This is a genomic window from Bacillus stercoris (assembly GCF_029772985.1).
GTDB lineage: Bacteria > Bacillota > Bacilli > Bacillales > Bacillaceae > Bacillus > Bacillus stercoris.
The window spans coordinates 2,210,528-2,223,001 of the sequence record NZ_CP121861.1 but is presented as its reverse complement, the minus strand read 5'-3'; the positions used below and the strand labels follow the sequence as shown (position 1 = coordinate 2,223,001).

Here is a 12,474-nt window from a genome sequence, read left to right as displayed (position 1 = left end):
GCGATGTTTCAGCGCTTTTCATTCCTGGATAAACAGAAATCGTTTTCATTAATATCTAAAAAACGTCTTGGTTATATGATTGTCACCTTTTGGTTAACTAATATTTTCATACTAATCTCCTAATCAATGACTGTCAATCGTTTTTACGAGTTTGTCTCGATTACCTATCGCCTATCAAATGATTCATTAGTTATATGTTGATTAACTATTGGTTATGTGTTATGTTTTTTTAAAGTTGATTGCCAATCAATAATTCTATCCATTGTCTGAAAGCAACTGAACCCATATGAAAACAGACGGATAACAACTTCACAAGAGGAGGCGTTCACATGCCATTATTGCGCTTTGATGTAATTGAAGGACGTGACGAAAAATCGCTGCAATTGTTATTAGATACTGCTCACCAAGCAATGGTTGAAGCATTTGGTGTTCCGGAAAGAGACCGTTATCAAATAGTCCACCAGCATCCTGCAAACGAGCTTATGATCCAGGATACAGGATTAGGATTGCAAAGAAGCAAAGATCTGGTCATTATCAGTATGACAAGCAAAGCAAGAACAGAGAGCCAAAAGGAAAAATTGTATGCTTTACTTGCTGAAAAGCTAGAAGAAAAATGCGGAATCTCCCCTGAAGACCTCATGGTATCTATTACTGAGAATGGTGACGCAGACTGGAGTTTCGGTCTCGGTGAGGCTCAATTTTTGAATGGAAAACTATAAGATTTCGCTTCTTTATAAAAAAAGAGAGAGCTCAAAAGAGCTCTCTCTTTTTACGGAACCAGAATGAAATCATCCTGCAAAACGAGGTGCCTGGATCTTTTTTAAAATCCAGTCTCTATGCCAATTGGAAACTGCTGGCGGTTAGCATTCCGCATTGTAATTTGCACAACAGGGTAAACCAACAGGTTGCACGCTGTAACTTATGGGTTATTTCTTATTTTAAGCATACTCCCTTCTACATGACACGTTTGCAAATCCCGAAATGCCATTCTGACAAATATAAAAAGTCATGTAAACGGGTGTGAACCGACACTTACATGACTCATCATTGAAACAAAAGCTCTTTTTTCAGACGCTAATTTCCTTATTTCTCTTCTTCGCACACTGTGTCACCAGGCTCGCAAAATTGATCTGCCCATGCCTGCATCTCTTGGAATACAGCTTGAAGCGCTGTCCCTTTTTCAGTCAGCGTGTAGATGACTTTGACCGGCGTTTCAGGGAGAACCTGCCGTTCGACAATCTCGTTTTGTTCAAGCTCTTTCAGGCGCTCCGCCAACATTTTTTGGCTGATCATCGGTATTGTTTCCGTTATCTCTTTAAACCGTTTCGGCCCATCCATAAGCACATGGATGATCAGACCGTTCCATCGTTTTCCCAGCAATGAGAAAGCGGTTTCCATTTTAGGGCACATTGTATTTCCCACAAGTCCTCATCCCTTCATCTATTGATTGACATGTATTCAATGATCCATTACAATAATCTTTCAAGTTACATTTAGTAAGCTTCTAACTTTTCTATTATCATACCACGTTTATCCGAAGGAGGAAACACTATGACGAATACTCTGGATGTTTTAAAAGCACGAGCATCTGTAAAGGAATATGATACAAATGCCCCGATCTCTAAGGAAGAGCTGACTGAGCTATTGGATCTTGCCGCTAAAGCGCCTTCAGCTTGGAACCTTCAGCATTGGCATTTTACAGTATTCCACAGCGATGAATCAAAAGCGGCACTTCTTCCTGTAGCGTATAATCAAAAACAAATCGTTGAGTCTTCTGCTGTTGTTGCCATTTTAGGCGATTTAAAGGCAAATGAAAACGGTGAAGAAGTTTACGCTGAATTAGCAAGCCAAGGCTATATTACAGATGAAATCAAACAGACTTTGCTCGGCCAAATCAACGGTGCCTACCAAAGCGAGCAATTCGCACGTGATTCCGCTTTCTTAAATGCTTCATTAGCTGCTATGCAGCTTATGATTGCCGCAAAAGCAAAAGGCTATGATACTTGCGCAATCGGCGGATTTAACAAAGAGCAGTTCCAAAAGCAGTTTGATATCAGTGAACGCTATGTTCCTGTTATGCTTATTTCAATCGGCAAAGCAGTAAAACCTGCCCATCAAAGCAACCGCCTGCCGCTTTCAAAAGTGTCAACTTGGCTGTAAGGATATGAAAAACCTTAGTCCGACATACGGACTAAGGTTTTTTTTATACAATCGCTTCTTTGTACCATTCACGGGCCTGTTCAGCTTCATGCTGAGTCAGTTGATGGCCCCCGTCCTGCCAGAAAACGGAGGCTGATGCTCCGCTGTCACGTAAATAGCGGTAAAGCTCTTCTGATTCTTCCTTCGTGCAGAGAGGGTCGTATTTCCCGGCACCGATAAAAACGGGAAGCCCCGCCATATCAGGCAGCTCGATACCGCGAATCGGAACCATTGGATGATGCAGAATAGCCCCTTTTAACACATCTTTATAATGAAAAAGCAGGCTTGCCGCAATATTTGCGCCGTTTGAATAACCGACTGCAATCACTCGGCTGCGATCAAATTGATGCGTTTCTGCAGCCTCGTCGATAAAATCTTTCAATTCTCTTGTCCGCACCACAAGATCCTTTTCATCAAAAACCCCTTCACTCAGACGTTTGAAAAATCGCGGCATTCCATTTTCAAGCACCGATCCTCTGACACCGAGCAAATGGGCATGAGGGTCTATAAACCTCCCCAATGAAAGCAGGTCGTGTTCATTTCCGCCCGTGCCATGCAACAGCAAAAGTACATTTTCAGATGTCCCTTTTTCATAAATATGCTTCATCATAAATTCCCCCTTTAAAGTTCAGGCAAAATGTCTGTAATTTGTTGTCTATGTTTCTCCAGCCAATCAGGCAGTTTTAAGGAAGTCCCTAGCTTATCAAATGATTCATCTGTCATAAAGCCCGGTTCATCTGTGGCGATTTCAAATAAGATACCGCCTTTCTCTCTGAAATAAACGGATGTAAAGTATTCCCTGTCAAGGATTTCTGACGCAGGCAGATGGTGTTCAGCAATAATCGGCAGCCATTTCGCCTGTTCCTCTTTCCTTGTCCGAAACGCTACATGGTGTACCGTCCCATAACCTCCCACCCCTCTTTTTTCAGGATGTAAATGAACGTCAATGACGCCGCCGACAGCTGCTGAGGATGTCAGCCTGACAATCTGATCTTCTTCGGCCACTTTGGTATATCCAAAGCTTTCCGTTAACAATTGTATGGTTGCCTGCGGGTCGTAGGAATACAGCAGCACGCCTTTCATTCCCGTAATTGCTTCATTTGTTGTGATCCCATCTGGCGTCCACTCGCTTTTGCTGCTTTTCGCATCCTCCATGATCGCCAGCGGAAGGTCTTCTGTATCATCAAAAATAAGGCCCTTTTCACCGAATAACGTCTTCTCCTCTAGGTTCAGCCCGTTTTTCTCAAGACGCTCCTTCCAAAAAGACAGGGAGCCTGCAGGAACTGAAAAGTACACCCGGCCCGCTTGGCCTTTGCCGACCGTTCCCTGTCCGCTTCCTTGGAACGGAAAAAAGGTCATTATTGTGCCGGGATCTCCATTTTGATTCCCAAAGTAAAAATGATACGTTCCGGGATCATCAAAGTTTACTGTTTTTTTAACAAGCCTGATCCCAAGCACTTCTGTATAAAATCGCAAGTTTTCTTGCGGATCTCTCGCAAATGCTGTGACATGGTGCAATCCTTCTGTTTTCATTTTCTCACTCCCATTTATCTCGATTTCAAGATATTTATTATTTTAAACCTTTATTGAAAAGGATGCAAACCATGTGTTTTGATTAAATAATTGAAAAAATCATTTTTTTCTAATAATTATCTTGTGATCTTATCTTACAACTGCTATTATAGTGAGCATTATCATGTTTCAGGAGGAAAGTAAATGGTTAAAAAAGCACTTATTGTTATTCTTATTCTTTTGCCATTCGTTCAGCTCGCGCTTTTGCCGCTTGTGAATCGAATAGAACCGATTATGTTCGGCCTGCCGTTTTTCCACTTTTGGCTGCTGTTGTGGATTATCATTACGCCGTTATGCTCGTTTGGCATTTATCAGATGCAAAAAAAAGATGGAGGACTTGAATAATGCAAGGGAATCTGACTGCACTTCTTATTACAGCTATTATCGTCTTAACCGTTGTCTGTATCGGGTTTCTTGCCGGAAGAGACAAATCCTCGCGCACTTCTGTGGAAGAATGGTCTGTCGGCGGCAGACGCTTCGGCGGTCTTCTCGTCTGGTTTTTAGTAGGCGCTGACCTCTATACGGCCTATACGTTCTTGGGGTTAACCAGTACGGCTTTTACAGGGGGAAGCGTTGCATTTTTCGCCATTCCCTATTCTGTGTTGGCCTACTTTATTGCCTACTTCTTCCTGCCTAAACTTTGGAAAGTTGCGAAGATTCATAAATTAACAACACTCGCGGATTACGCTCGGGAACGTTTTAACAGTAAGCTTTTGGCAAGCCTTGTTGCCATCGTCGGGGTACTCATGCTTATTCCGTACATATGCCTTCAGCTGAGCGGCATTCAAGACACGCTTCAGGTTGCCGGCACCGGATATATTAATGTGAAATTCGTTGTAATCATTTCATTTATTCTCGTTGCTCTTTATACATTCTTCAGCGGGATTAAAGGGCCTACATTTACAGCTATCATTAAAGACATTTTAGTATGGGTCATTATGCTGTTTATGGTAGTATCTCTCCCTCTCATTCATTTTAACGGCTGGACGCCAATGATTGACACGTTAGTGAAGGAAGCGCCGCAAATGCTGACGATACCGGCAGAAGGGCCAAAAGGCATTCCTTGGTTTATCACAGCATCTATTGTTTCCGCCTTGGCACTTTTTATGTGGGCACACGCCGCTACAGGCGTTTTTACAGCGAAAAGCGCCGATGCAGTAAGAAAAAACAGCATGTTTTTGCCACTTTACAATATTGTGTTAATTTTGGTCATTTTTCTTGGCTTTATCGCCTTTCTTGTTCTGCCGGAAGATACAAATCCAAGACTGGCGCTGCTGCATTTGATTCAAACATCTTACGGCGGCGTGGCACAAGGTTTCGCATATGCCACGATTGCTCTTGCTTCATTGATCCCTTGTTCCATCATGGCAATCGGGGCATCAAATTTGTTCGCCAATAACTTGTACCGCGACTTGATTCATCCGACTGTGTCTCAAAGCAAGCTGACCCTCGTCACACGTTCAATGGTGTTTGTTGTCATCGGCCTTGCGCTTCTGTTTGGAATGCTGTTTCCGACTGCTTTAGTGACACTTCAGCTATTAGGCGTATCCGGTATGGTGCAAATTTTCCCTGCGATTGCTGTCAGCCTGTTCTGGAAAAACCAAACGAAAGAAGCGACGGTTATCGGATTATTAGCCGGTCTTGCGGTAACGTTTATTGTGTACACCACTCAGTCCGCACATGGCATTTATGAAGGATTCTGGGGACTGGCCGCTAACATGATCGCTGTGGTTATTCTGAATCCGCTGTTCGTTAAAAAAGCGGGATCCAATCCTGTCATTGAAGGTTTATTTGGCAAAAAACAAGACGCTAACCCGAATCAAAAGGGTGCATAAAAAAAACCATACGCGGCAGCCGCGTATGGTTTTTTTACATTTCTTTTTTCAGTGTTTCAATTGCTTTTTCCATTTGCGTATCATTATTAGACAGCTTCTTTTGAAGTTCTGTCATTAATTTCGTTGTTGTATCGCCAGTCAATACGCCTGTTTCTTTCAGTTTCTCTTTTTTCTGGAACTGTTTGACGACAGATACAAAATCCTGGTCATACGTACCGGTAACCTTTACCTTGTAATCAAGTGCTTTGAGCATTTTCTGGGCCACTTTGACGTTTGTGCCTGAATCACCTGATTTGTACGTTTTATCTGCGTCCAAATACGGCAGCTTCGCGTAATCAGGCAGCTCTGCTTTCACTTGAGGTTTGATGCCTTTTTTGTGAATCCATTCACCGTCAGCAGTCAGCCATTTGGCGACTGTCAGTTTGACGGTAGAGCCATCATCATATTCTTTTGCCGTTTGCACTGTGCCTTTACCGAATGTCGTTTCACCGATTAACGGTATGTTTGACGATTCATGAAGGGCAGCGGACATAATTTCGGCGGCGCTTGCTGTACCGTCATTTACCAAAACGACGGTCGGTTTGGTCACTTTACGTTCTTTTTCAGCCTTCATGACTTCTTTTGAACCGTTTTTGTATTCAACCTGCATGATGTTTTTCCCTTTATCAATGAACAGGTTGCTCATCGTAATCGCTTGTTCCATTAAGCCGCCCGGGTTGCCTCTCAGGTCTAAAATATAGCCTTTGGCGCCTTTTTTCTCTAAACTGTCAATCGCATCTGTCAGCTCTTTAGCTGTTGTTTCAGAGAAAGAAGTGATTTGAATTTCTCCGATGTTGTTGTCTTTCATCTCTGAATAGACAGTCTCTACAGGAATGGTATCGCGTTTAATGGAAAGATCGATATGACCCACTCCCGCTCTGTTCAGTTCAAGCTTCACCTTTGTGCCCTTTTTGCCTCGGATTAAAGCAACGGCCTCATTTACATTCATGCCTTTAACGCTTTTTCCATTCACTTTTAGGATTTGGTCCCTTGGTTTAATACCGGCTTTTTCAGCAGGTGAACCTTTAATTGGTGATACAATAAGGATTTCTCCGTCTTTCTCCTCCACTTGGGCTCCGATTCCTTCAAAAGATGCAGAAATCGTTTCGTCGAATGATTTCGCTTGCTCTTGATCCATATATGTGGAATACGGATCATCCAGCGATTGAATCATTCCTTTAATTGCTCCGTCTACTAATTTGTCATCATCTGTTTTTTGGTAATAATCACTCTTGATTTGCTCATACGCTTTATTTAATTTGTCGAACTTGCTGTCTCCTGTGCTTGCTGATTTTTGGCCCAGGATACTGGAATTGCCCGTAATAAATAAAGTAAGCGCTGAAGCGACAACCGCAGTGATCAGCACAATAAAAAACAGTTTTAATTGCCGTTTCAATTAAACACCACCTTTTTCTTCTTACATTATTATCATGGACGAATTCTTATTCGTCAACTCGGAGCAGAAATGAGAGAGAAACGCCCTTCTTTTGCTTTTCATAAACCTATGTCTTTATACGACATATGATAAAGAAAAAGGAGGATTCGATATTGAGCCGATATTTAGAAATGCTGTCCTTATTCGGTGTCGCAGGAGCGCACCCAGGCGGGCTGGCTTTTTCAAAAGCAGTCTTGCAAAAGGCTGCGCCCTCCCCGGACCAGCCGATACTTGATGCTGGATGCGGAACAGGGCAAACAGCGGCTTATTTAGGACATTTGCTGTATCCTGTGACAGTCGTTGATAAAGATCCTATCATGCTTGAAAAAGCGAAAAAAAGATTTTCGAATGAAGGGCTTGCCATCCCTGCATATCAGGCGGAGCTGGAACATCTCCCGTTTTCTTCTGAGTCCTTTTCCTGCGTCCTGTCAGAGTCGGTCCTCAGTTTTTCACGCCTGACTTCCTCTCTTCAAGAAATTTCAAGAGTTTTAAAACCTGGCGGGATGCTGATTGGTATTGAAGCAGCTTTAAAAAAACCGATGCCCCCTGCAGAAAAGAATCAAATGATGGATTTTTACGGATTTACTTGCTTGCATGAAGAAAGCGAATGGCATAAACTCTTAAGATCTTATGGCTTTCAAAAAACAGAAGCGATGACACTGCTTCCAGAAGACATGAAATTTGAACCAACCACAGAAATGGATTTATCGCAAACGATCGCCCCCATCTATTACGATACGCTTCAAACACACTATCAGCTCATGCAAATATATAGTGAGTACATGGGTCATTGTATTTTTATCGCGTATAAGTAAAACGGCGTATCGCCCCCTATTTTCGTCCAACCTTTTTTTCCTATCTATCATATGCTGATAGAAAGTCAGTATAGGAGGGAACAATATTGGAGAGATATTACCATCTTTGCCGTAACCATCAAGGTAAAGTCGTCAGAATTACAGAGAGATGCGGAAGAGTTCACGTCGGCAGAATTACCCGTGTAACAAGAGACAGAGTTTTTATTGCTCCGGTCGGCGCAGGGCCAAGAGGTTTCGGTTACGGATATTGGGGCGGTTATTGGGGATATGGAGCGGCTTACGGGATTTCCCTCGGTTTAATTGCAGGAGTGGCTCTGGCTGGTTTATTCTTCTGGTAAATAGAGAATCATAGTCAGATCAATGCTAGATTACCGAATACAAGTAAGCCCGCTTATCAATGGTAAGCGGGCTATCTCTTTTAGATTTTTTTCACTTTTTCAAAGTACTCTTCCAGCGTTAAATCATTATCATGCATGACTTTCGCGGCCTTTTTGCCTACATAGCGCAGGTGCCATGGCTCATATTCATATTTCGTAATATCTTCTTTATTTTTCGGATAGCGAATGACAAAGCCATACTTATAAGCATTGTCCTGCACCCATTTCCCATCGGCCGTGCTACCGAAGGCTTCATTTAGCTCAAAGCCATTGCTTCGGCTGGAAATGTCCATCGCAAGGCCTGTTTGGTGCTCACTTTCACCTGGATAAGCAACCGCTTCTCTTGCCTTCTTTTCTCCTTTAAGGCTTACTTCATTGTCGAAAATGACTTTCTGTCTGTCATACGCACGGTATCCTGAGACAGCCGCCAGTTCATAGCCTTCCTTTTTCGCAGCATCGAACATCGTTTTTAACGCATCTGCCGCTTCCTTTCTGATGTAACGTTTTTGAATCTTTTCTTCAAAAGAAAACTCCACATCAGGTATGACAAGATCGCTAGGTTCATAGTTTCCGGGCAGCGCGTATTGTTTATTGACAAGCGCGAGTATATTTTCTGGATTTTGAATGGTTTCCAGACCGTCCACTTTTTTAATATCATTGAAATACTTGCTTTCCAATGAAAACTCACTGTCCTGGGTGTTTGTTTTTTTCGTGTCATTTGTTTTTTGTTCTGCTTGCTTTGTTTCTGCTGTGGTTTTCGTATCCTTTTGAGCATCTCCATTTGACATGCTGCAGCCGGCTCCGACTATTGCCGTTACACTCAGAGCGGCAGCCAGTGAGAACCATTTACCGGACTTTTTCATATTACATTACCTTCCTTTTATCAATCGTTTCCGCATTCATAAAGAAGAGGCTGCCGGCATCCAGCACGCCTCTTGATTTATTTTATTGTGATACGGAATGTAAAGCCACTTCTATCATATCATGAAATGTGGTTTGACGCTCTTCCGCTGTCGTTTCTTCTCCTGTTAATACGTGATCACTCACGGTGAGAATTGACAGCGCTTTTCTTCCGTGCTTCGCTGCTAATGTATACAATGCTGTGGTTTCCATTTCAACACCCAGCACACCGTATTTTGCAAGCTTTTCAATTTGTGAATCGTCATTGTAGAACTGGTCAGCAGTAAATACGCTTCCTACAGTCACCGGCACGCCTTTATCCTTTGCGGCATCATAGGCATTTTTTAAAAGCTCGAAATCTGCACAAGGCGCAAAATCAATGCTTCCGAAAGCGACTCTGTTCATTTGTGAATCAGTTGAGGAGGTCATCGCTAAAATGACATCTCGCACTTTGACATCTTTACGGATAGCGCCGCAAGAACCTACTCTTATTAGATTCTGCACATCGTAGCTTTGAATTAATTCATTCACATAAATTGAAATAGACGGAACGCCCATTCCCGTGCCTTGCACTGAGATTTTTTTGCCTTTATATGTACCCGTAAACCCATACATGCCTCTGACTTCATTGTAGCATTCTACATTTTCAAGATACGTTTCAGCAATGAATTTTGCTCTGAGAGGATCACCCGGCAAAAGCACAGTATCCGCAATTTGTCCCTTTTCAGCACCTATATGTACGCTCATCTCATATCCTCCTGTAAATCTAAATTATCATCCAGCCCGTCCATTTTACAACGAATGTCATGATGAAACAAACTTCAGCATTGATTATAAAGGAATATGCAGAAAAAAGAAATGTTCGGGGATCTGTTAGGCGCTTTCTGAGAAAAGCGGATAATCGGGGTGTTAATTTGAAAACCTAACCGCAGGAAGGAGGGGTGGGACATGGGTAAAAAACATCGTAACCGGATCACCGGCCAAAAAAAGAACAATCATATACCTGAAAAAGATATCATTGCAGCTGAAGAAGCACACGGGAAAGAATATTCCGCTGCCAAACGCAAGCCTTAAATTGCAGAAAACTGCGGATTTCCGCAGTTTTCTTTTCGTTATGTCGTTTGTACAATCAGACGGTTGATTTTCCTCCAGCCGGCGGGAAGCAGTTGATAATATGTTTTCCCTTTTCTGCCTTCATCAATCAGGATCACGTCCCCTGTAGCCATAAATCTCGCATCATAATCACTCGGAACAGTGTCGAATACATTAAACAAAGAGAACGCTTTTTTCAGTACATCTTGATGATCGCTCCCGTTCAGATCAGTTCGATAGACGGCTTTGTAGCCCTTTTTTTCGCCAAACCGGGGTGTTTGAAATATTGTCACGTCATAGGAACAAGACTTCTTTTTAAACACGGATAACATCATCAAGATCCCCTCCCTTTTATTTCTTTAACATATTGGCTTTTTTGCTGTGTTTTCCTCTCTCTATTTTTGTCGAAACCGCTTAATCTTTTCGTCAAAATCTTTTACCAGGAAAAACAGAAGCAAGCCGAAACTGAAGCCTCCTAACACGTCTGTCAAAAAATGAACCCCCAGATAGACTCTGCTTAAGCCCACCAAAACAGTGATTACGCCGGCAATGGTATATACCATTTTTTTATGCTTGGACAAAAACGGGAGGTGTTTCACTAAAACATAAGCAATGACAGGATAGACACAAGCAGCATTCATAGAGTGGCCGCTCGGAAAACTGTAGGATGATTCATGAACCAGCGGTGCAAAATCAGGCCTCACTCTTTCGATCCATTCTTTTAAGACTTTGTTTAACAGCCGATCTGCGCCGAATACCAGGAGCATCAACAGGCCATCCCATGTTTTTCTGTAAAAAAACAGGCCCGCTCCGATGATTACAATTAGAGGGAGCAGAAAAGAAGAAGCACCAAGATGCGTGATTCCTGTCATGACATCATTAAGCCATGACTGGCGGATCAAAACAGCCGCTTTGCTTATGGCTTCATCTGCAGACTGAACAGCATTTGTATGAATGGCCGCAGCTAGAATGAGGAAGAAAAGAAACAAACTAACGGGCTTGTACAACAATGTAACCACCTCAATTTCACAGAAGTCATAGAACATGAATAATAAAACCGGAGCTGACCGCTCCGGTTTTAAGCCTCACTCATCTTCATCCAGCTCTTCATCTATCATACATTTTTCTATCAAATAATCAAAGGTAATATCAGCGATTTCAAACAGCTCATCCTCACTCGGTATGTAGCCCCGTCTTGCAAGCTCTCTGTAAAAAAATTCAGCGATTTCTTCCGTATCAATCACAAGATCTATCTCTTTCATCTCCGTACCGCCTCCTTTTTTATGTTTTATGAAAAAACAGGCTGAATTATACCCGGTGTTCTAAACAATTCTTTCAGTCATATATTGAATAAAAAACGAGCCATGGGAGGCTGACGCTATGATCGCTAAAATGATGGAAGCACTGGACGGAGAAAGATTTGATATCATAATGGAAAAAACGCTCAAAGGGATGACGCGTGTCATGATTTGGGGCTGTCTGCCTTATTTTATATATATCTTGATCCGTATGTTCACAAACTAACTGAAATGCTCTTTTAAACTTTCCAGAACAAACTTCATCATATCTTTATATTCTTCATCATGGAACATTTTGTACAGAATTTTGTAATCATTATAAATATCCAGAAGCTCATCAACAATTGATACAGCAAGGATGTGAAGGGTATCTTGATCTTCATCATCGCCTTCAAACTGAAGAAGAGCAGACGATGCGATATCTTCGCCGATCTCATGGCCAGTTTCTCCGACATAGTGGACAAACAACAGCTGGTGTACAAACTGGTCCATTTCATATTTTCTAAGCACCAGCGTGAGATCCTCTTCCTCCGTTTCAAGCCACTCTCCATCCTTTAAACGGGTGAGCTCATAAATGATATCTTCCCAGCCATCTTCTAAATATCTCCAAATTTCTGTTCTGTGGCCGATAATGCGAAAGAGTTCTTTTCCATAATCTTTTACATAAACAACGTCTCCAATAAGGAATTCATACTCAATATCAAGCTTTTCCATGTCGACAATGACACCCTCATAATCTTTATAAAGCTGAATGGACGATTCGAAGTATAAAACTTCGTTATGATTGACCTCATAAAGATAGTGTTTATCAATTTGGTGCACTTTTGTGATGGTGCCAACTGTTCCATACATAATGACGACTACGATATCCCCTACTTGGAATTTCGGTTTATTTTGCTTCATGGTGTCTCC

The 12,474-nt window shown here is 42.2% G+C and carries 18 protein-coding genes; 8 read left to right on the top strand and 10 right to left on the bottom strand.

The genetic code is table 11. From position 1 onward, the window contains the following. Positions 1-329 precede the first annotated feature (329 nt). The gene (locus QA442_RS12010) at positions 330-719 is read left to right on the top strand and encodes a tautomerase family protein (RefSeq protein ID WP_040082874.1); all 390 of its coding nucleotides are present in this window, start codon (positions 330-332) and stop codon (positions 717-719) included. 364 nt (positions 720-1,083) lie between these two features. Here the strand turns inward: QA442_RS12010 and yodB are convergent, their stop codons facing one another. Then, positions 1,084-1,422, bottom strand: coding sequence for a transcriptional regulator YodB (gene yodB, locus QA442_RS12005; protein ID WP_014664291.1), 339 nt, complete (start codon positions 1,420-1,422; stop codon positions 1,084-1,086). Positions 1,423-1,551: 129 nt separating this feature from the next. On the opposite strand from yodB, the gene QA442_RS12000 reads away from it, so the two are divergent. Beyond that, the gene (locus tag QA442_RS12000) at positions 1,552-2,160 is read left to right on the top strand and encodes a nitroreductase family protein (RefSeq protein WP_014664292.1); all 609 of its coding nucleotides are present in this window, start codon (positions 1,552-1,554) and stop codon (positions 2,158-2,160) included. Positions 2,161-2,203: 43 nt separating this feature from the next. On the opposite strand, the gene QA442_RS11995 is transcribed toward QA442_RS12000, so the two are convergent. Together QA442_RS11995 and QA442_RS11990 are read right to left on the bottom strand one after the other, a co-directional pair. Beyond that, entirely contained in the window at positions 2,204-2,806 is a 603-nt protein-coding gene (locus tag QA442_RS11995; RefSeq protein ID WP_071577941.1) for an alpha/beta hydrolase, read from the bottom strand. Positions 2,807-2,820: 14 nt separating this feature from the next. Beyond that, positions 2,821-3,732: a ring-cleaving dioxygenase gene (locus QA442_RS11990; RefSeq protein ID WP_095431571.1), complete on the bottom strand. Its 912-nt coding sequence runs from the start codon at positions 3,730-3,732 to the stop codon at positions 2,821-2,823. Between the two features lie 183 nt (positions 3,733-3,915). Here QA442_RS11990 and QA442_RS11985 point away from each other — a divergent pair, with 183 nt between their 5' ends. Both QA442_RS11985 and QA442_RS11980 read left to right on the top strand, forming a co-directional pair. Then, positions 3,916-4,116, top strand: a complete 201-nt coding sequence (locus QA442_RS11985; protein WP_014477095.1) for a DUF3311 domain-containing protein — start codon at positions 3,916-3,918, stop codon at positions 4,114-4,116. Beyond that, positions 4,116-5,606, top strand: a complete 1,491-nt coding sequence (locus QA442_RS11980; protein ID WP_095431570.1) for a sodium:solute symporter family protein — start codon at positions 4,116-4,118, stop codon at positions 5,604-5,606. The genes QA442_RS11985 and QA442_RS11980 overlap by 1 nt, the downstream gene beginning before the upstream one ends. Before the next feature lie 34 nt (positions 5,607-5,640). On the opposite strand, the gene ctpA is transcribed toward QA442_RS11980, so the two are convergent. After that, positions 5,641-7,041, bottom strand: a complete 1,401-nt coding sequence (gene ctpA, locus QA442_RS11975) for a carboxy-terminal processing protease CtpA (protein ID WP_014664295.1) — start codon at positions 7,039-7,041, stop codon at positions 5,641-5,643. A 152-nt stretch (positions 7,042-7,193) separates the two neighbouring features. Here ctpA and QA442_RS11970 point away from each other — a divergent pair, with 152 nt between their 5' ends. Further along, complete coding sequence (locus QA442_RS11970) at positions 7,194-7,895, top strand: class I SAM-dependent methyltransferase (protein WP_095431569.1); 702 nt, start codon at positions 7,194-7,196, stop codon at positions 7,893-7,895. A gap of 86 nt (positions 7,896-7,981) precedes the next feature. Continuing rightward, positions 7,982-8,233, top strand: coding sequence for a hypothetical protein (locus QA442_RS11965; RefSeq protein ID WP_095431568.1), 252 nt, complete (start codon positions 7,982-7,984; stop codon positions 8,231-8,233). Positions 8,234-8,313: 80 nt separating this feature from the next. Here QA442_RS11965 and ldcB read toward each other — a convergent pair whose 3' ends face one another. Continuing rightward, positions 8,314-9,135: an LD-carboxypeptidase LdcB gene (gene ldcB, locus QA442_RS11960; RefSeq protein WP_095431567.1), complete on the bottom strand. Its 822-nt coding sequence runs from the start codon at positions 9,133-9,135 to the stop codon at positions 8,314-8,316. 82 nt (positions 9,136-9,217) lie between these two features. Then, positions 9,218-9,919, bottom strand: a complete 702-nt coding sequence (deoD, locus tag QA442_RS11955) for a purine-nucleoside phosphorylase (RefSeq protein ID WP_003241589.1) — start codon at positions 9,917-9,919, stop codon at positions 9,218-9,220. A 201-nt stretch (positions 9,920-10,120) separates the two neighbouring features. Here deoD and QA442_RS11950 point away from each other — a divergent pair, with 201 nt between their 5' ends. Continuing rightward, positions 10,121-10,246, top strand: coding sequence for a hypothetical protein (locus QA442_RS11950; protein ID WP_003231174.1), 126 nt, complete (start codon positions 10,121-10,123; stop codon positions 10,244-10,246). Positions 10,247-10,284: 38 nt separating this feature from the next. Here QA442_RS11950 and yodL read toward each other — a convergent pair whose 3' ends face one another. From yodL to QA442_RS11935, 3 genes are all read right to left on the bottom strand, one after another. Continuing rightward, positions 10,285-10,599, bottom strand: coding sequence for a shape determination protein YodL (gene yodL, locus QA442_RS11945; protein WP_095431566.1), 315 nt, complete (start codon positions 10,597-10,599; stop codon positions 10,285-10,287). A gap of 60 nt (positions 10,600-10,659) precedes the next feature. Next, positions 10,660-11,271 (bottom strand): phosphatidylglycerophosphatase PgpB, encoded by a 612-nt coding sequence (pgpB, locus tag QA442_RS11940; protein ID WP_095431565.1) that lies wholly within the window; start codon positions 11,269-11,271, stop codon positions 10,660-10,662. Between the two features lie 78 nt (positions 11,272-11,349). Next, entirely contained in the window at positions 11,350-11,526 is a 177-nt protein-coding gene (locus QA442_RS11935; RefSeq protein ID WP_003231166.1) for a YozD family protein, read from the bottom strand. A 118-nt stretch (positions 11,527-11,644) separates the two neighbouring features. Between QA442_RS11935 and QA442_RS11930 the strand changes: the two genes are divergently transcribed. Beyond that, on the top strand, positions 11,645-11,788 hold the full coding sequence (locus QA442_RS11930) for a hypothetical protein (protein WP_014664301.1): 144 nt from the start codon (positions 11,645-11,647) through the stop codon (positions 11,786-11,788). Here QA442_RS11930 and QA442_RS11925 read toward each other — a convergent pair. After that, the gene (locus QA442_RS11925) at positions 11,785-12,465 is read right to left on the bottom strand and encodes a hypothetical protein (protein ID WP_095431564.1); all 681 of its coding nucleotides are present in this window, start codon (positions 12,463-12,465) and stop codon (positions 11,785-11,787) included. The two genes, QA442_RS11930 and QA442_RS11925, sit on opposite strands and share 4 nt — an antisense overlap. Positions 12,466-12,474: the final 9 nt, after the last annotated feature.